Origin of the sequence: Streptococcus sp. 4094, from assembly GCF_013277125.1 — a bacterium.
In the GTDB taxonomy this organism is placed as follows: domain Bacteria; phylum Bacillota; class Bacilli; order Lactobacillales; family Streptococcaceae; genus Streptococcus.
In genome coordinates this window covers 63,039-80,554 of record NZ_VMMI01000007.1, presented here as the reverse complement: position 1 = coordinate 80,554, position 17,516 = coordinate 63,039, and the positions used below count along the sequence as shown (strand labels likewise).

Sequence of the window (17,516 nt, the reverse complement as noted above, 5' to 3'; positions counted from 1 at the left end):
GTATTTACTCGTAAACAAAAATCCTCCGTTTCAAAGAGCAGGAAACTCTTTGTGACAGAGGATTTTTTCTATAGTTCTTTAGCAGCTGCAATTGCGGCTTCGAAGTTTGGCTCAGAATTGATATTGTCCACGTATTCAACGTAGCGAATAGTATTGTCAGTATCAAGGACAAAGACCGCGCGTGCCAATAGGTGCCACTCATTGATTAAGAGGGCGTAATCACGTCCAAAGGAATGGTCGAAATAGTCCGAGAGCATGATGGCATTTTCAATTCCCTCAGCACCACACCAACGTTTTTGGGCAAAAGGTAAGTCCATGGAAACAGTCAATACGATCGTGTTGTCCAGTCCAGCCAGTTCTTCATTAAAGCGACGCGTTTGAGTTGAGCAGATACCTGTATCGATAGAAGGCACGACACTCAAGACTTTTTTCTTGCCATCAAAATCAGCTAGAGATTTTTTAGAAAGGTCTGTTGTAGTGAGTGAAAAATCAAGTGCTTTGTCGCCGACTTGTAGTTGTTTACCTGTAAAGCTCACAGGATTTCCGAGGAAAGTTATCATAAGATACTCCAATCTTTTTTCTTCCATTTTAGCTGAAACGGTCAGAATTTTCCAATGATTTGACTGGAAATATGGGCAGAAAAAAACGTCAGCTCATGTGAGAATGACGTTTTTCAGAGTATTATTTTGCCAATCCTTCAGCAATCTTGTCAAGGTTGTATTTCATCATGTTGTAGTAGCTGTCGCCTTCTTTACCTTGTTCTGCGATAGAGTCAGTAAAGATTTGTGCGTAGATTGGGATATTTGTATCTTGTGAGACAGTCTTCATTGGACGGTCATCTACACTTGATTCTACAAAGAGTGATGGAACTTTTGTTTGGCGAAGTTTTTCAACCAAGGTCTTGATTTGTTCAGGTGTTCCTTCTTCTTCAGTATTGATTTCCCAGATGTAGGCACTTGGGACACCATAGGCTTTAGAGAAGTATTTGAATGCTCCTTCGCTGGTTACAATGAGTTTCTTTTCAGCAGGGATGTTATTAAATTTATCCTTACTTTCTTTATCAAGTTTGTCTAACTTATCAGTATATTCTTTGAGATTTTTTTCATAGAATTCTTTGTTGTTAGGGTCTTTTGCGCTCAATTGTTTAGCGATATTTTTAGCAAAGATAATCCCATTTTCAAGGTTGAGCCAAGCGTGTGGGTCTTCTTTACCTTTTTCATTTTTTCCTTCAAGGTAGATAACATCAACGCCTTCGCTGACTGCAAAGTAGTCTTTGTTTTCAGTTTTCTTAGCATTTTCTACCAATTTTGTAAACCAAGCATTGCCACCTGTTTCAAGGTTGATACCGTTATAGAAAATGAGGTCTGCCTCAGAAGTTTTCTTAACATCTTCAGGAAGTGGTTCGTATTCGTGTGGGTCTTGCCCAATCGGAACGATACTATGAAGATCAATTTTATCACCAGCAATATTTTTAGTAATATCAGCGATGATTGAGTTTGTAGCAACAACTTTTAGTTTTTGACCAGAAGCTGTATCTTTTTTTCCGCTAGCACATGCTACAAGAGCAATAACAGAAAGAAAGAGAACGAGTAATGTACCTAATTTTTTCATTAGATCCTCCAATTTATTGGGGTTTTACCCCTTATTTTAACAAATGTTTATTTTTTAGTTTCAAATATCGTTGTTTTGGAGCGATAAAGAAGCTAATGAGAAAGAAACTAGCGGCTGTAAGCACGATACTAGAACCTGCCGCAACGTTAAAGCTATAGCCGATAAAGAGCCCCAAAACTGAAGCTGTCGCTCCAAAGGTTGAGGAAAGGAAAATCATACTTTTCAGGCTATTAGCATACAGATAAGCAGTTGCAGCTGGGGTAATCAGCATGGCTACAATCAGGATAGTTCCGACACTTTGCATGGCTGTCACAGACACGAGAGTCAAGAGTACCATGAGAAGGTAGTGATAGAAATTGACAGGCATTCCCATGGCTTTGGCCAAGAGTTCATCAAAGGAAGTTATCAAGAGTTGCTTGAAGAAAATCCAGATTAACAAGAGAATGACTGCCCCAACACCCATAGTAATAAACATATCCGTATCTTGGACGGCTAGGATATTACCAAAAAGGATATGGAAAAGGTCAGTTGAACTTTTAGCGACACTAATCAAGATGATACCGAGGGCTAAGAAAGAAGAAAAGGTAATGCCGATGGCGGTATCGCTTTTGATAATCGAGTTTCCCTTGATGTAGGTAATGATGATGGCAGCTAGCAGTCCAAAGACAATGGCTCCGATAAAGAAGTCAAGGCCCAAGATGAAGGAGAGGGCTACACCTGGTAAGACAGCATGTGAAATGGCATCTCCCATGAGTGACATCCCGCGTAGGATGATGAAACATCCTACAGCTCCAGCTACGACCCCGACGACAATGGCTGTTATCAAGGCATTTTGTAGGAAATGGAATTTTTGCAATCCATCGATAAATTCTGCAATCATAGGTCACCTCCATTGAAAAAGAGTCGATTACCGTAAGCTTCTTTGAGATTGGCTTCGGTAAAGGTTTCTTTGGTTGGACCAAAGGCAATCACTTCTCGATTGACAAGCAAGACTTGATCGAAGTAGTGGGGAACCTTGCTGAGGTCGTGGTGGACGATGAGAACCGTCTTCCCAGCTTTTTTCAGATCTCTCAGCGTATTCATGATGATTTCCTCACTGACAGAGTCAATCCCAACAAAGGGTTCATCCAAGAGGATATAGTCGGCTTCCTGTACCAAACATCTGGCAATCAAGACCCGCTGGAATTGACCTCCAGACAGTTGACTGATTTGCCGTTCAGCGTAGTCAGCTAGACCGACGATTTCAAGGGCTTCTTTCACTTTCTTCCAATGTTTAGCCTTTAAACTTCGAAAGAGAGGGATAGAGGGAAAGAGTCCTAACGAGACGCATTCCTTGACCTTGATGGGAAAGTTGTAGTCGATATTGATTTTTTGTTCGACATAGGCAATTCGGTGTAAGGATTTTTTAACTTCCTTGTTATCGAGAAATGCCTGACCTTGATGTGGGATAATTCCCAGCATCCCTTTTAATAATGTTGATTTTCCAGCACCGTTTGGGCCAATGATACCTGTAATTGTCGGTCCATGGAGCACTAGTGAAATATCCTTAAGTGCCAACGTTTCTTTGTAGGAGACACTGAGGTTTTCGATACGTATCATAAACTTATATTCCTCCTGTCTCTTAATATACATTAAAAAAAAAATTAAGTCAAGTTAATTTTTGAAAAAATTAAAATAATAACTGAAAAACAATGGGAAACATCCGTTCATTTTTAATTGCATTCCCAAGCAATTTTTGTTAAGCTAAAAACAAGTACAAATGAAAGCGAGAACAAGATGACACGTTATCAAGATGATTTTTATGATGCTATCAATGGGGAATGGCAACAGACAGCTGAAATTCCAGCAGATAAGTCTCAAACGGGAGGTTTTGTTGATTTAGACCAGGAAATTGAAGATCTGATGCTGGCGACAACAGACAAGTGGTTGGCAGGAGAAGAGGTGCCTGAGGATGCTATCTTGGCAAACTTTGTCAAATATCACCGCCTAGTTCGTGATTTTGACAAGAGAGAAGCTGACGGTATCACACCTGTCTTACCACTTCTTAAAGAATTCCAAGAATTGGAGACTTTTGCGGATTTTACAGCTAAACTAGCAGAGTTTGAGCTTGCAGGAAAACCTAATTTCCTTCCTTTTGGTGTATCGCCAGACTTTATGGATGCCAGAATCAATGTTCTATGGGCTAGTGCTCCAAGCACGATCCTGCCAGATACGACCTACTATGCAGAAGACCATCCTCAGCGCGAGGAGCTCTTGACTCTTTGGAAAGAAAGCAGCGCAAATCTCCTCAAGGCTTATGATTTCTCTGATGAAGAAATTGAAGACTTGCTAGAGAAAAGACTTGAATTGGACAGCCGAATTGCAGCAGTAGTTCTTTCTAATGAAGAAAGTTCAGAATATGCTAAACTTTACCATCCATATGCTTATGAAGATTTCAAGAAATTTGCGCCTGCCCTACCTTTGGATGACTTCTTCCAAGCTGTTCTTGGACAAGTACCAGACAAGGTTATCGTAGACGAGGAACGTTTCTGGCAAGCCGCAGACCAATTCTATAGTGAAGAAGCTTGGCCTCTCCTCAAGGCAACCTTAATTTTAAGTGTTGTGAATCTCTCAACCAGCTATTTAACAGAAGAAATCCGTGTCTTGTCAGGTGCCTATAGCCGTGCGCTTTCAGGAGTTCCAGAAGCCAAAGACAAGGTCAAGGCAGCCTACCAGCTAGCACAAGGTCCTTTCAAACAAGCCTTAGGTCTTTGGTATGCCCATGAAAAATTCTCTCCAGAGGCCAAGGCAGATGTAGAGAAAAAAGTGGCAACCATGATTGATGTCTATAAGGAGCGCTTGGCCAAAAATGACTGGCTAACTCCAGAAACTCGTGACAAGGCCATCGTCAAACTCAATGTCATCAAGCCTTATATTGGTTACCCAGAAGAATTGCCAGCACGCTACAAGGACAAGGTAGTGGATGAGACTGCTAGTCTTTTTGACAATGCTCTAGCCTTTGCGCGTGTGGAAATCAAGCACAGTTGGAGCAAGTGGAACCAGCCTGTAGACTATAAGGAATGGGGCATGCCTGCTCATATGGTCAATGCCTACTACAATCCACAGAAGAACCTGATTGTCTTTCCAGCGGCCATTTTACAGGCTCCTTTCTATGACTTGCATCAGTCATCTTCTGCTAACTACGGTGGGATTGGGGCAGTTATTGCCCATGAAATTTCCCACGCCTTTGATACCAACGGAGCTTCCTTTGATGAAAATGGTAGCCTCAAGGATTGGTGGACAGAGAGCGACTATGCTGCCTTCAAGGAGAAAACACAAAAAGTTATTGACCAGTTTGATGGACAGGATTCTTATGGAGCAACCATCAATGGTAAATTGACTGTGTCAGAAAACGTGGCTGACTTGGGAGGAATCGCTGCAGCCCTTGAAGCAGCTAAGAGAGAACCAGACTTCTCAGCAGAAGAATTCTTCTACAACTTCGGTCGCATCTGGCGTATGAAAGGTCGTCCAGAATTTATGAAACTTTTGGCCAGCGTCGATGTGCACGCGCCAGCCAAACTCCGTGTCAATGTACAAGTACCAAACTTCGATGATTTCTTTACAACCTATGATGTCAAAGAAGGAGACGGTATGTGGCGTTCACCAGAAGAGCGCGTGATTATTTGGTAAGGCAAAAAATTTAGTCATCAGAAAAAAGGCATCCAATCAGGTGTGAAAACCTTGATAGGATGCCTTTTATAGTGGAAAGATTTGCTGGATAGTTTACTTAAATTGTGCTATTGATTGTCATCATTTTACTAGAAAAAGGGATTGAAAGTTTTTTCGTGAGCGATGGTTGTAGCTGGACCATGTCCTGGATAAACATCGTAGTTTGGTAGAGTGAAGAGTTGGGTCTGGATACTATGGAGAAGTTGCTCCGTACTACCAGTTGGAAGATCTGTTCGTCCGATAGTTTCACGGAACAGGGCATCACCTGTCAAGACCAAGTGAGCTTGTGGAAAGACGATAGAAACACCACCGATAGAATGTCCTGGTGTTGGCAAGACAGTGAAACGAAATTCCTCTAGTTGGTATTCTTCGTGAAAGATAAAAGTGTGCTCTGCAGGTTTTGCGACCACATCTGCCATATCATCGTGACGAGGGAGACCAGAGAGATTATCGACAGGAGTGTAGAGCCAGCTGGCTTCACTCTCTGCGATATAGACAGGAGGATTGCCAAAAGTCTCACGAACCAAGTCCAGACTCATGATATGGTCATAATGAGCGTGGGTCAATAGAATAGCACAGATGGGTTTGTTGATTTTCTCAATCGTCTTGCGAATAGCGTCCCAATGGCTACCAGGATCGACAATGATGAGGTGCTTTTCGCCTTCTAGGTAATAGGTGTTTTCATAGGCAACAGGATTCACGGTTTTATGGATTTTCATACTAGCTCCAATCTCAAAGAATGTACTAAATTAAGTATAGCACAGTTAGGGAGAATAGGTAAGGATTTAGGATGAACTTAAAAACCAGCATGACTAGATGAAGACAGGCTGGTTATCAATTTATCAATATCGGAGAGGTGTCAATTGCCCTTCATAGGTTGCATAAACTCCGTCATTAGCTTGTTTGATAGATGTGATGTTTAGAGTGCCACCATAGTTGGCTTCTCGTTTATCGCTATATTCACTATAAGTTATCCTATTGGGCAGGTTCTGGTCGTTAGCATAGTATTGAACGACTGTTTTTTTATAACTTTGCTGGCTGAATAGGAACAGGCAGCTAACTCCTAACACTAGGAGAGCAAAGATAGAAATAGCAGTTTTTTTCATAGGTGTTCTCCTTATAAACTAAAGGATAAAAGAAAGCATCTTGAGGATTTTAATTCTAAAATCCAGTCAAGGTACCAGTGTATGTGACACGAATTCCACCGTTTATCTTTCGTATATTCAATGGAATTGGGGAAGTCAGAAAGTCTTTCGGTTACAATATGGTTTCCGTTCTTCTATCTCTCCTTCTATCACCTAAGTTTAAAATCTAACTTCGTAATATATTATAGACTAATAATTCAGAATTATCAAGCAATTCTGAATTATTTTTTTCTTATTCTGTTCCAATCTAGTTTTCATATTCTTAAAAAAGTGATAAAATGGTAGGAAGAATTGGAGAGTAGAGATGCCAAAAGAAGTGAATTTAACAGGCGAAGAAGTTGTCGCTTTAACCAAAGAATATTTAACGGAAGAGGATGTCCATTTTGTCCATAAGGCCTTGGTCTATGCGGTGGATTGCCACAGTGGTCAATATCGTAAATCAGGTGAACCTTATATCATTCACCCCATCCAAGTGGCAGGTATTTTAGCCAAACTCAAGCTGGATGCCGTAACGGTAGCTTGTGGTTTCTTGCATGATGTGGTGGAGGATACAGATGCGACCTTGGACGATTTGGAAAGGGAGTTTGGTCCTGATGTACGGGTAATCGTAGATGGGGTTACCAAGCTTGGTAAGGTCGAGTACAAATCAATCGAGGAACAATTAGCGGAAAATCATCGCAAGATGCTTATGGCCATGTCTGAGGACATCCGTGTTATCTTGGTCAAACTGTCTGACCGCTTGCACAATATGCGGACCCTGAAACACCTTCGAAAAGACAAGCAGGAGCGTATTTCCAAAGAAACTATGGAAATCTATGCACCGCTTGCTCACCGTCTGGGGATTTCTAGTGTCAAATGGGAATTGGAAGACTTGTCTTTCCGTTATCTCAACCCAACGGAGTTTTACAAGATTACCCATATGATGAAGGAAAAGCGCAGAGAGCGTGAAGCCTTGGTGGATGAGGTAGTTACAAAATTAGAGGAATATACGACAGATCGTCACTTGAAAGGGAAGATTTACGGTCGTCCCAAGCATATTTACTCGATTTTCCGCAAAATGCAGGACAAGAGAAAACGGTTTGAGGAAATCTATGACCTGATTGCCATTCGTTGTATTTTGGATACCCAAAGTGATGTTTATGCCATGCTTGGTTACGTGCATGAACTTTGGAAACCCATGCCTGGCCGTTTCAAAGACTATATCGCCAACCGCAAGGCCAATGGTTACCAGTCTATCCATACGACTGTCTATGGGCCAAAAGGGCCGATTGAATTCCAAATTCGGACCAAGGCCATGCACGAGGTGGCTGAGTACGGGGTTGCGGCTCACTGGGCTTATAAGAAAGGCGTTAAGGGGCAGGTTAACAGCAAGGAATCGGCTATTGGGATGAACTGGATCAAGGAGATGATGGAGCTCCAAGACCAGGCTGATGATGCCAAGGAATTTGTGGACTCTGTTAAGGAAAACTATCTGGCTGAGGAGATTTACGTCTTTACCCCAGATGGAGCTGTCCGTTCTCTTCCCAAAGATTCAGGACCGATTGACTTTGCCTACGAAATCCATACAAAAGTTGGGGAAAAAGCAACTGGTGCCAAGGTCAATGGTCGTATGGTCCCACTGACAACCAAGCTCAAGACAGGAGATCAGGTTGAGATTGTTACCAACCCCAACTCTTTTGGGCCGAGCCGTGATTGGCTCAATATGGTCAAAACCAGCAAGGCGCGTAACAAGATTCGCCAATTCTTTAAAAATCAAGATAAGGAATTGTCTGTTAACAAGGGTCGTGAGATGTTGATGGCCCAGTTCCAAGAAAACGGCTATGTGGCCAATAAATTCATGGACAAGCGTCATATGGACCAAGTTCTGCAAAAGACCAGCTACAAGACAGAAGAATCCCTCTTTGCAGCCATTGGTTTTGGCGAAATCGGTGCCATTACCGTCTTTAACCGTCTGACTGAAAAGGAACGCCGTGAAGAAGAACGTGCCAAGGCCAAGGCGGAGGCAGAAGAACTTGTCAAGGGTGGCGAAGTCAAGGTTGAAAACAAAGAAACCCTCAAGGTCAAGCATGAGGGTGGTGTGGTTATTGAAGGTGCCTCAGGTCTTCTTGTGCGGATTGCCAAGTGTTGTAATCCAGTGCCTGGTGACAATATTGTCGGTTACATTACCAAGGGTCGAGGTGTGGCTATTCACCGTGTGGACTGTATGAACCTGCGCGCCCAAGAAAACTACGAGCAACGTCTCCTTGATGTGGAATGGGAAGACCAGTACTCTAGCTCAAATAAAGAGTATATGGCCCATATTGATATCTACGGCCTCAATCGTACAGGACTATTGAACGATGTATTGCAAGTTCTTTCAAACACAACCAAGAATATTTCAACTGTTAACGCTCAACCAACCAAAGATATGAAGTTTGCCAATATCCATGTGTCCTTCGGTATTGCCAACCTCTCTACGCTGACCACGGTCGTAGATAAGATTAAGAGTGTGCCAGAAGTTTACTCTGTCAAACGGACCAACGGCTAATTGTCCTAGCTCTTAACTAGAAAGGCTATTATGAAAATCATTATCCAACGGGTTACAAAAGCCCAAGTGAGCATTAAAGGTCAGGTTCAGGGGAAAATCAATCAGGGACTCTTATTGCTGGTTGGTGTTGGACCAGAGGACCAAGAGGAAGATTTGGACTATGCTGTGAGAAAGCTTGTCAATATGCGGATTTTTTCAGACGCAGAAGGTAAGATGAACCTGTCTGTCAAAGATATTGAAGGAGAAATCCTTTCTATTTCTCAGTTTACCCTCTTTGCGGATACCAAGAAAGGCAATCGTCCAGCCTTCACAGGAGCAGCCAAACCTGATATGGCATCAGACTTCTATGATGCTTTCAATCAAAAATTAGCGCAAGAAGTACCCATTCAGACAGGTATCTTTGGAGCGGATATGCAAGTTGAGTTGGTCAATGACGGACCAGTCACCATTATCCTTGATACTAAAAATAGATGAGAAAAACCAAGCCGGCTGGGCTTGGTCTTTCTCATCTATCATAAAATACTCCAAAATGAAATCTGTTTCTGATAGGCCTTGGGGAAGTCTCTTTTCAGACTTTGGCTTATGCGATAGGAGGGGATGAAATGTCCTAGGATGAGGAGGGTACCCTGAAGGAAAAGTGGGATGCGACTTAAAAATATCAAGGAGAGAATCATTAGACTATCCCATAGGAGGATTTGCAAGGAAAAACGCCAGAATCTCGGTCTAATCTGGGAATAGAGTTGACTAAAGTAGTCACAAAGCTGGTTGGACAGATAGGTCAATAGCACAGGATGAAAGAAAATGAGCCAACCACTGTAAATCAAAATCCAATCCCAAGTAAGCCCCTCTTTAAATGTCAAAAATGCCAGCATGATTCCATCAATGACAAGAAGTTGAATGGTTTTGATGGAGATGATTTTTTTCATGATAAGCCCTCCTTTTTTTTATGTTAGTGACGTAATGTTTTCTATAATTATTATACAATATTTAGTTGGAGTGTGAAAGCGTTTGCTATCTTTTTTGATATAAAAAATAGATAAGAAAACCCTGAAAATAAAACTTTCAGGGTTAGTAGGGGACTTGAGAAATTAGTCGATTTTCTCGACGTAGAGTTGTTTGGCAATGTCCATACCTACTTGTAAATCCTCATCTTTACTAAGGATAGTGAAGGTGTTGCTGAAGCCATCAAACTGCTTGACTTGGAGCGGATCACCGATGTGAAGTGAGTGCTTGTCCAGATAACTGAGAATGTCAAAACTATCGTGCACCCGAGTTAGGCGATAGGAGCCAGCTTCCTTGATGTCAGCTAGTGGCAGGTTATTGATTTCAACTAGGAGTTCTCCCTTGGCAGGAATGGTTCCTCCGTGGGGGCAGGTTTTAGGGAAACCTAGCAATTTATCCAGTCTTTCCACGAAAAGGTCAGAGACAGTATGCTCCAAGACCTCAGCTTCCTCATGAATCTGGTCACTCGTATAGTCTAAATGATGAACTAGAAAAACTTCAATCAAGCGGTGTTTACGGTAGAGTTCAGAGACCAGTTTAAGTCCAAGGTCAGTCAGTAGATAGCCACATTCCTTGTCCTTTAGGATGAGATTTTCACTTTTCATCCGTTTAATCATTTCAGTTACAGCAGGGGGAGAGACTTGCATGCGGGCCGCAATTTCCTTATTGGTGATTTTATGCAGGTCTATGCCAATTTCATAAATACATTTTAGATAGTCTTCTTTATTCGGGGTCATTCGCTTCCTCTTGTCTAATATCTTTATCTAGTATATCAAAAAAAGCTAGATTTCTCTAGCTGTGACTTTTTATGTTATACTTATTGCAAGAGAAAAAACGAGGAGATGGATATGACGAAAATAGCTCTTCTTTCAGATATTCATGGAAATACCACCGCCTTGGAGGCTGTTTTGGCAGATGCTCGGCAGCTAGGAGTGGATGAATACTGGCTTTTGGGAGATATTCTCATGCCAGGGACAGGGCGTAGAAGGATTTTGGACTTGTTGGATCAACTACCGATTACAGCTAGAGTTTTGGGAAACTGGGAAGATAGTCTGTGGCATGGTGTCCGCAAGGAATTGGATAGTACTCGTCCCAGTCAACGCTATCTCTTGCGCCAGTGCCAGTATGTTTTAGAGGAAATTTCCCTAGAAGAAATCGAAATGCTCCACAATCAACCTCTCCAGATTCATCGTCAGTTTGGTGATTTGACGGTAGGAATTAGCCATCATCTGCCTGATAAGAACTGGGGGCGTGAGTTGATTCATACTGGAGCACAAGAGGACTTTGACCGCTTGGTGACCAATCCCCCTTGTGATATTGCTGTTTATGGTCATATTCACCAGCAGTTGCTTCGTTACGGGACTGGTGGGCAATTGATTGTCAATCCGGGTTCGATTGGGCAACCTTTCTTTTTGGACGCTCAGCTGCGGAAGGACTTGCGAGCCCAGTACATGATTTTGGAGTTTGATGGCAAGGGCTTGGTAGATATGGACTTCCGACGGGTAGACTACGATGTGGCAGCTGAATTGCAGCTGGCTAAAGACCTCAAACTTCCTTATTTTGAGGTTTACTATGAAAGTCTGGTCAATGGTATCCACCATACTCATAATCAGGAATTTCTGAGAGAATTAGCCCAGAAAGAGGGTTATGATAGGGAATTAGATGCTTGGTTGAAAAGTGGTAACGATTGACATTACAACTAAAAAGGGTATAATAAAAGAAAAAGAAGAGTAGAGGCAGGGGAGCCTCGTAAAAAGGAGAAGAGGATGCAAATTCCAAGTAGATTTACCATTGCGACTCATATGCTGATAATCATTGCCCTCAAGGGGAAGGAAAGCAAGGTGACCAGTGATTTTCTGGCTGCTAGTGTTGGGGTCAATCCTGTCATTATCAGAAAGACCTTGTCCCAGTTGAAGAAGGCAGAGCTGATTTCAGTCGCGCGCGGAACAGGGGGAACAGAGATTGTCAAGGACCTCAAAGACATTAGTCTATTAGATGTTTATCAAGCGGTTGAGTGTCTTGGTAAGACTGGTCAACTCTTTAGTTTCCATGACAATCCAAATCCAAATTGCCCAGTTGGAGCTCATATTCATGATGTTTTGGATCAAAAATTGGAGAGAATTCAGTTGGCTATGGAGGCAGAGCTTGGTCAGACCAGTTTAGAACAAGTCGTGGCCGATGCAGAGAGTCAAATGAAGGAGTGAATTCTTCTTTAAAACAAGAAAAGCTTATGAAAAGTTTTTTACCTTTTCATAAGTTTTTTTATCTATTTTTCCAGGCTTGGTAACGGGTATCAATCAATAACTGGGTAAGGCGTCCCAAGGTTTCTCTTTCTTCTGGAGTGAGGGATTGCGCTTGGACAAAGAGATGATGAATGTGTTCAAGCGCCTTGAAGGAAGCCAAGTCATTGATAGAAGTAATACCAGAATCAAGAATGGTGCCAAAGAAAAGGTCGAAGTAAAGTTGAAGTTCCTCGTCAGGGACTGTGGCCACCCACTCCTTGAAGGTTGTGTCGACTTGTTGGCTATCACTGTTGGTCTTATCCAGTTGGACGAAGCGCTTGTCCTCAATCTGCCAACTAAAGGTATCGTGCTGGGCGATACCACCCAAGGCAGTACTGTACACGATGATTTGGTGGTTAGGGATTTCCATCATCATACCGATAATAGATCCTTGTGGGATGAAGACCTTGGTTCTATCCATTATCCCTTGATAGCCTGCAGCTTGTGTCAGTTCTTTGTGGAGACCAGGCGCATCAAAGGTATAAACTGTTGTGATTTGATTTTGTAAACTTTGCTCAATTTGGCTAGCAGCATAGATAGCTAGATTTCCTCCCTTGGAATGCCCAGCCAGAATGACCTTTTGCTTAGGATGGTAGGCAAAAAAGTTCTTTAAATAGCGAAGGGCGTGCTTTTGAGCAGGAATTTCCTTCATATAGGTCAGGTGGAAATCTTCCTTCCAGCCAATGATACTGTCATCTGTCCCACGAAAGACAATCAGATAGGTATCGAGAGTGAGGCGGTAGGTCATAGCCGCAAATTGTTTTTGAAGCTCAGGGTCGATGTCGTTGATAAAATGGGAGAGTTTGCAATTTTTAAAGCGTTTGTGTTGAGCTAGTTCATCTAATAGCTGGAGGCGATTTTTGCTGGTCAACATGTTAGGCTCCCTTGGAACCTGAGTTGCCAGGTCTAAAAGTCGCAGAGGAGTTGTGGAGACCAGATTATCAAAGGAGAGGTAGGTGATTTCTGTTAGGGCTAAAATGTCTAATTCATTCAAAGGTAAGTCGTAAAAGGAATCGTGTGCGACATCTTTAAGATAGTCAAAAATATTGGCCATAAGAGCTCCTTTCTTTTTGTTTATCTTATCAAATTTCCCTCAAATTAGCTAGTAGGGTTGCCTCATTTTGTTGGCTAAAAACAAGCTCTTTCAAATTCAGTTTCAGACCTTCCAGCATGGAAAAATCTGTTATAATAATAGAAAAGGAGGAGCGCATGCACAAGATTTTACTAGTAGAAGATGATCAGGTCATTCGTCAACAAGTCGGAAAAATGCTCTCTGAATGGGGATTTGAAGTGGTGCTGGTAGAAGATTTTATGGAAGTTTTGAGTCTTTTTGTTCAGTCGGAACCTCATCTGGTCCTCATGGATATTGGCTTGCCCTTGTTTAATGGCTATCACTGGTGTCAGGAGATTCGCAAGATTTCCAAGGTACCCATCATGTTTCTGTCTTCGAGAGATCAGGCTATGGATATTGTCATGGCAATCAATATGGGGGCGGATGACTTTGTGACCAAGCCTTTTGACCAGCAGGTTCTTTTAGCCAAGGTTCAGGGCTTGTTGCGTCGTTCCTATGAGTTTGGGCGTGACGAGAGTTTACTGGAATACGCCGGTGTGATTCTCAATACCAAATCCATGGATTTACATTATCAAGGGCAAGTCTTGAATTTGACTAAGAATGAATTCCAGATTTTACGAGTTCTGTTTGAGCATGCGGGCAATATCGTAGCGCGTGATGACCTGATGCGGGAACTTTGGAACAGTGACTTTTTCATTGATGATAATACCCTCTCTGTCAATGTGGCTCGTTTGCGTAAAAAGTTGGAAGAGCAGGGCTTGGTAGGATTTATCGAAACTAAGAAAGGGATAGGGTACGGTCTGAAGCATGCTTGATTGGAAACAATTTTTTCTAGCCTATCTGCGCTCCCGTAGTCGTCTGTTTGTCTATCTGCTTGCTTTAGCATTTCTAGTTTTGCTCTTTCAGTTTTTATTTGCCAGTTTGGGAATTTACTTTCTCTACTTTTTCCTCTTGTGTTGTTTTGTAACCATCTTATTTTTTACTTGGGACATATTGGTTGAAATGCAGGTCTATCGTCAGGAACTTCTCTATGGTGAGAGGGAAGCCAAATCTCCATTGGAAATAGCTTTAGCAGAAAAATTAGAAGCGCGTGAGATGGAACTCTATCAGCAGAGGTCTGACGCAGAAAGAAAACTGACGGATTTGTTGGATTACTATACCTTGTGGGTCCATCAGATAAAGACCCCCATTGCAGCCAGTCAACTCTTAGTTGCAGAAGTAGCCGACCGCCAACTGAAGCAGCAATTAGAACAGGAAATTTTCAAGATTGATTCCTATACCAATCTAGTTTTACAGTACCTGCGTTTAGAAAGTTTCCATGATGATTTGGTCTTAAAGCAGGTGCAAATCGAGGATTTGGTCAAGGAAATAATTCGTAAATATGCTCTTTTCTTTATTCAAAAAGGCCTAAATGTCAACCTATATGACCTTGATAAAGAAATTGTGACGGATAAAAAGTGGCTACTAGTGGTTATTGAGCAAATCATCTCAAACAGCCTCAAGTACACCAAGGAAGGTGGTCTGGAGATTTATATGGAAGGCCAGGAACTCTGTATCAAGGATACAGGAATCGGGATAAAAAATAGTGATGTCCTCCGAGTCTTTGAACGCGGTTTCTCAGGATATAATGGACGCCTAACTCAGCAGTCATCTGGACTTGGCCTCTATCTATCTAAGAAGATTTCTGAAGAACTGGGGCACCAGATTTGTATCGAGTCTGAGGTTGGAAAAGGAACGATAGTAAGAATTAAGTTTTCCGATATGAATCTGATAATTGAGTGAGAAGAGACAATGAGTTTTTACCCAATCTCTTTTTGCTATATTTCAGGATATTTGAAGACTGTTTTTTACAAAACCAATAATAGAATTTTTAATACGGAATATAGTATAAATACTGGTTCAAAGTGAAGTTTTGTATGCTTTATACTTTTGTTGAGTATAAAATCTATAAACTAAAGGTGAATTACAAAAATTAATTTGAGATGAAGTGAATTGTAGACTTGGGAAATGTCTCCTATTCGATTTCAGAATGAATCGTTGATACAGGATTAAAAGAACTGCAGCTTTCTTTTTATTTTGAATGAGATAGGTGTATATAGATTTGTGTAACTGGTGTGGAACTGTTTCCAAGAATTTATTGAATGTATCGAATACACACATTCTATTGATTTTGAACCAGTTTTTAATTTCTAAATGTTACAATAGTTTTATCAAGTAAAAGGAGACTGCCATGATTGGAGACAATATAAAATTCTTACGAAAATCACATAATCTGATATAACCAGAATTTTCACGGATTGTGGGTGTGTCACGAAATAGCCTAAATCGTTAGAAAAACTGAAAAAGCTTACTTTCAATAGAAGTATTGGAAATATTCATTTTACATCTATCAAAGAAACATGGGATAGACCTATATTTTACAAAATAGCAAATTATATTTTGAATGATAGTAAAAACGGCAGTACTTGTGTGATTTACAATTATTGCACTCAATGTCCGAGTATCGCACTATCTGAAATAGGGAATAGTAGAGATTGTTCTGCGATATGTAAAAAAACGCATTAGAAAGGAGTATCGTATATGCTACCATATCTTAAAACTATTAGATGGTATCTCTTCTTTAATTTTCTTTTTGGTGTAGTATCGAATATCTGCACAGCTTTGTTACCGTATTTCACGCAGGCATTAATCAAAGGGGATTATCAAGTAGCTCTATATGGTTACTCTATGTCAGTGGCAGGCTATTTGAGTTGTAACTATATCCAAATGATACTTGATTGGAAGCAGGGGATTATCTTTTCGACTACTTTGAAAAATGAGTGGTTTCGTTCACTTCTGGGACTCAGTCACCACGATTTCAAGCAGAAAACAGTAGCAGAGTATATTTCCTATCAATCTAATGACCTAGATTCGTTGGAAAAGGATTACCTTCCTCCATTGATGAGTTTTATCAAACAAATTTTACGTATCATCATTTACGCTTTCATTATTAGCAGAACAATTAATCCTATTGTATCACTGATTTTAATCTTTTCTACTGGAATTAGTATTCAAATTCCTAAAATCGTTGGGAAGTTGACCGCTAATCGTAGACAGGTTTACTTGAAAAAACAAGGAGATTACTATCGAACTTTGGAGGATTTGCTCATGGGACATCATTTGGTAAATAAACTAACTATGTCGCATTTTTTGAATCAACAAAAGAGTTCTCTAAAGAATTTGCAGGATAAGTATTTTAAGTATGGTTTGACAAAAATTACAGGCATCTTATTGACAGGTGTTTCTTTTGAATTCATTAGTCTTGTTCTGTTTATTTATTTAGCCTACTCTCTATCTCACCAGCAACTCGGTATTCCTGAGGTGGTGGCGAGTTTCGGATATATTAATGCTTTTTCTGAACCAATACAGGAAATCCTTTATGATTTACAAATGTTAGAGTCCGTAAAGCCTGTAATCAAGAGTTTTCAAAACATTGTTGGGAGACCCGTTTCAGTTCAAGCACCTCAACATTCTTTTGATACGATTACTTTGAAAAACATTTCCAAACAACTGGGAGAATCAAAATTGATAATTACTTCCGCTACGATTCAAAAAGGGGATAAAATTGCGCTTATTGGTAAGAATGGGTCTGGAAAAAGTAGTCTTCTCAACATTTTAAATGGAACAGATGAAGATTTTGAAGGACAAATTGTGCTAGATGGGCTTGTTTTGGACCATCTTTGGGGAAGATTCGGTATGATTCTGCAACAAGAACATACATTTATTTCGAGTTATGAAAATAATGTAACGCTATTCAATAGTTTCAATGAAAAATTCAGAGAAGAAGATTTTGAAAAAATTCCACCACAATCCCTGTCAGGTGGTCAGCAACAACGAATGTATTTAAATCGTGAGAAAAATCGTAAAAATCCATTGCTTATCCTAGACGAACCTTTCTCTGCCTTGGATACTAATCAGTTTAAAATGGAATTGGAAAGAGTTCTGGAACTACCAAGCGCCGTCATTGTTACTTTACATCGCCAAAACGAATTATTAAGTAAGTTTGACCAAGTTTGGGAAATTAAGAATGGAGAACTTGTAATTTTGAAATAGCTAAATTATAAAGAATAAAACGCATAGTAACAAGGTCATTCAACACCTGATATTATGCGTTTTTTTGATTTTAAAGA

At 40.8% G+C, this 17,516-nt stretch carries 17 protein-coding genes; 8 read left to right on the top strand and 9 right to left on the bottom strand.

Annotated features, from left to right (window positions below):
• Positions 1-68: 68 nt before the first annotated feature.
• The 4 genes from tpx to HT721_RS01540 form a co-directional block, all read right to left on the bottom strand.
• A complete protein-coding gene (gene tpx, locus HT721_RS01555; RefSeq protein WP_173228739.1) occupies positions 69-560 on the bottom strand; it encodes a thiol peroxidase in 492 nt (163 codons plus the stop codon).
• Positions 561-681: 121 nt separating this feature from the next.
• Complete coding sequence (gene psaA, locus HT721_RS01550; protein ID WP_172930281.1) at positions 682-1,611, bottom strand: metal ABC transporter substrate-binding lipoprotein/adhesin PsaA; 930 nt, start codon at positions 1,609-1,611, stop codon at positions 682-684.
• Between the two features lie 31 nt (positions 1,612-1,642).
• Positions 1,643-2,491, bottom strand: a complete 849-nt coding sequence (locus tag HT721_RS01545) for a metal ABC transporter permease (RefSeq protein WP_000559787.1) — start codon at positions 2,489-2,491, stop codon at positions 1,643-1,645.
• A complete protein-coding gene (locus tag HT721_RS01540; RefSeq protein WP_000619152.1) occupies positions 2,488-3,210 on the bottom strand; it encodes a metal ABC transporter ATP-binding protein in 723 nt (240 codons plus the stop codon). The genes HT721_RS01545 and HT721_RS01540 overlap by 4 nt, the downstream gene beginning before the upstream one ends.
• 177 nt (positions 3,211-3,387) lie before the next feature.
• On the opposite strand from HT721_RS01540, the gene pepO reads away from it, so the two are divergent.
• Positions 3,388-5,280, top strand: coding sequence for an endopeptidase PepO (gene pepO, locus HT721_RS01535; RefSeq protein WP_000199257.1), 1,893 nt, complete (start codon positions 3,388-3,390; stop codon positions 5,278-5,280).
• A 128-nt stretch (positions 5,281-5,408) separates the two neighbouring features.
• Here pepO and HT721_RS01530 read toward each other — a convergent pair whose 3' ends face one another.
• Together HT721_RS01530 and HT721_RS01525 are read right to left on the bottom strand one after the other, a co-directional pair.
• Complete coding sequence (locus HT721_RS01530) at positions 5,409-6,038, bottom strand: MBL fold metallo-hydrolase (RefSeq protein ID WP_000690840.1); 630 nt, start codon at positions 6,036-6,038, stop codon at positions 5,409-5,411.
• Positions 6,039-6,161: 123 nt separating this feature from the next.
• Positions 6,162-6,389: a hypothetical protein gene (locus tag HT721_RS01525; protein WP_345694211.1), complete on the bottom strand. Its 228-nt coding sequence runs from the start codon at positions 6,387-6,389 to the stop codon at positions 6,162-6,164.
• A 379-nt stretch (positions 6,390-6,768) separates the two neighbouring features.
• On the opposite strand from HT721_RS01525, the gene HT721_RS01520 reads away from it, so the two are divergent.
• Both HT721_RS01520 and dtd read left to right on the top strand, forming a co-directional pair.
• Positions 6,769-8,991: a bifunctional (p)ppGpp synthetase/guanosine-3',5'-bis(diphosphate) 3'-pyrophosphohydrolase gene (locus HT721_RS01520; RefSeq protein ID WP_173212445.1), complete on the top strand. Its 2,223-nt coding sequence runs from the start codon at positions 6,769-6,771 to the stop codon at positions 8,989-8,991.
• A gap of 30 nt (positions 8,992-9,021) precedes the next feature.
• On the top strand, positions 9,022-9,465 hold the full coding sequence (gene dtd, locus HT721_RS01515) for a D-aminoacyl-tRNA deacylase (protein ID WP_173212447.1): 444 nt from the start codon (positions 9,022-9,024) through the stop codon (positions 9,463-9,465).
• 38 nt (positions 9,466-9,503) lie between these two features.
• Here dtd and HT721_RS01510 read toward each other — a convergent pair whose 3' ends face one another.
• Together HT721_RS01510 and HT721_RS01505 are read right to left on the bottom strand one after the other, a co-directional pair.
• A complete protein-coding gene (locus HT721_RS01510; RefSeq protein ID WP_173212449.1) occupies positions 9,504-9,917 on the bottom strand; it encodes a hypothetical protein in 414 nt (137 codons plus the stop codon).
• A gap of 162 nt (positions 9,918-10,079) precedes the next feature.
• Positions 10,080-10,730, bottom strand: coding sequence for a metal-dependent transcriptional regulator (locus HT721_RS01505; RefSeq protein WP_173212451.1), 651 nt, complete (start codon positions 10,728-10,730; stop codon positions 10,080-10,082).
• Positions 10,731-10,841: 111 nt separating this feature from the next.
• Here HT721_RS01505 and HT721_RS01500 point away from each other — a divergent pair, with 111 nt between their 5' ends.
• On the top strand, positions 10,842-11,684 hold the full coding sequence (locus HT721_RS01500) for a metallophosphoesterase family protein (RefSeq protein WP_173212453.1): 843 nt from the start codon (positions 10,842-10,844) through the stop codon (positions 11,682-11,684).
• 75 nt (positions 11,685-11,759) lie between these two features.
• Positions 11,760-12,197, top strand: coding sequence for an Rrf2 family transcriptional regulator (locus tag HT721_RS01495; RefSeq protein WP_001166796.1), 438 nt, complete (start codon positions 11,760-11,762; stop codon positions 12,195-12,197).
• Positions 12,198-12,255: 58 nt separating this feature from the next.
• On the opposite strand, the gene HT721_RS01490 is transcribed toward HT721_RS01495, so the two are convergent.
• A complete protein-coding gene (locus tag HT721_RS01490) occupies positions 12,256-13,329 on the bottom strand; it encodes a DUF2974 domain-containing protein (protein ID WP_173212455.1) in 1,074 nt (357 codons plus the stop codon).
• Positions 13,330-13,484: 155 nt separating this feature from the next.
• On the opposite strand from HT721_RS01490, the gene HT721_RS01485 reads away from it, so the two are divergent.
• From HT721_RS01485 to HT721_RS01475, 3 genes are all read left to right on the top strand, one after another.
• Positions 13,485-14,162: a response regulator transcription factor gene (locus tag HT721_RS01485; RefSeq protein WP_000548991.1), complete on the top strand. Its 678-nt coding sequence runs from the start codon at positions 13,485-13,487 to the stop codon at positions 14,160-14,162.
• On the top strand, positions 14,155-15,129 hold the full coding sequence (locus HT721_RS01480) for a sensor histidine kinase (RefSeq protein WP_173228737.1): 975 nt from the start codon (positions 14,155-14,157) through the stop codon (positions 15,127-15,129). Before HT721_RS01485 ends, HT721_RS01480 begins: the two co-directional genes overlap by 8 nt.
• Positions 15,130-15,927: 798 nt before the next feature.
• Positions 15,928-17,439 (top strand): ABC transporter ATP-binding protein, encoded by a 1,512-nt coding sequence (locus tag HT721_RS01475; protein WP_004242726.1) that lies wholly within the window; start codon positions 15,928-15,930, stop codon positions 17,437-17,439.
• The last annotated feature ends 77 nt before the right edge of the window (positions 17,440-17,516 follow it).

Excerpts from the sequence above, each read along its gene's own strand:
- tpx (WP_173228739.1), bottom strand. The coding sequence starts at position 560 with ATGATAACTTTCCTCGGAAATCCTGTGAGCTTTACAGGTAAACAACTA.
- psaA (WP_172930281.1), bottom strand. The coding sequence starts at position 1,611 with ATGAAAAAATTAGGTACATTACTCGTTCTCTTTCTTTCTGTTATTGCT.
- HT721_RS01545 (WP_000559787.1), bottom strand. The coding sequence starts at position 2,491 with ATGATTGCAGAATTTATCGATGGATTGCAAAAATTCCATTTCCTACAA.
- HT721_RS01540 (WP_000619152.1), bottom strand. The coding sequence starts at position 3,210 with ATGATACGTATCGAAAACCTCAGTGTCTCCTACAAAGAAACGTTGGCA.
- pepO (WP_000199257.1), top strand. The coding sequence starts at position 3,388 with ATGACACGTTATCAAGATGATTTTTATGATGCTATCAATGGGGAATGG.
- HT721_RS01530 (WP_000690840.1), bottom strand. The coding sequence starts at position 6,038 with ATGAAAATCCATAAAACCGTGAATCCTGTTGCCTATGAAAACACCTAT.
- HT721_RS01520 (WP_173212445.1), top strand. The coding sequence starts at position 6,769 with ATGCCAAAAGAAGTGAATTTAACAGGCGAAGAAGTTGTCGCTTTAACC.
- dtd (WP_173212447.1), top strand. The coding sequence starts at position 9,022 with ATGAAAATCATTATCCAACGGGTTACAAAAGCCCAAGTGAGCATTAAA.
- HT721_RS01510 (WP_173212449.1), bottom strand. The coding sequence starts at position 9,917 with ATGAAAAAAATCATCTCCATCAAAACCATTCAACTTCTTGTCATTGAT.
- HT721_RS01505 (WP_173212451.1), bottom strand. The coding sequence starts at position 10,730 with ATGACCCCGAATAAAGAAGACTATCTAAAATGTATTTATGAAATTGGC.
- HT721_RS01500 (WP_173212453.1), top strand. The coding sequence starts at position 10,842 with ATGACGAAAATAGCTCTTCTTTCAGATATTCATGGAAATACCACCGCC.
- HT721_RS01495 (WP_001166796.1), top strand. The coding sequence starts at position 11,760 with ATGCAAATTCCAAGTAGATTTACCATTGCGACTCATATGCTGATAATC.
- HT721_RS01490 (WP_173212455.1), bottom strand. The coding sequence starts at position 13,329 with ATGGCCAATATTTTTGACTATCTTAAAGATGTCGCACACGATTCCTTT.
- HT721_RS01485 (WP_000548991.1), top strand. The coding sequence starts at position 13,485 with ATGCACAAGATTTTACTAGTAGAAGATGATCAGGTCATTCGTCAACAA.
- HT721_RS01480 (WP_173228737.1), top strand. The coding sequence starts at position 14,155 with ATGCTTGATTGGAAACAATTTTTTCTAGCCTATCTGCGCTCCCGTAGT.
- HT721_RS01475 (WP_004242726.1), top strand. The coding sequence starts at position 15,928 with ATGCTACCATATCTTAAAACTATTAGATGGTATCTCTTCTTTAATTTT.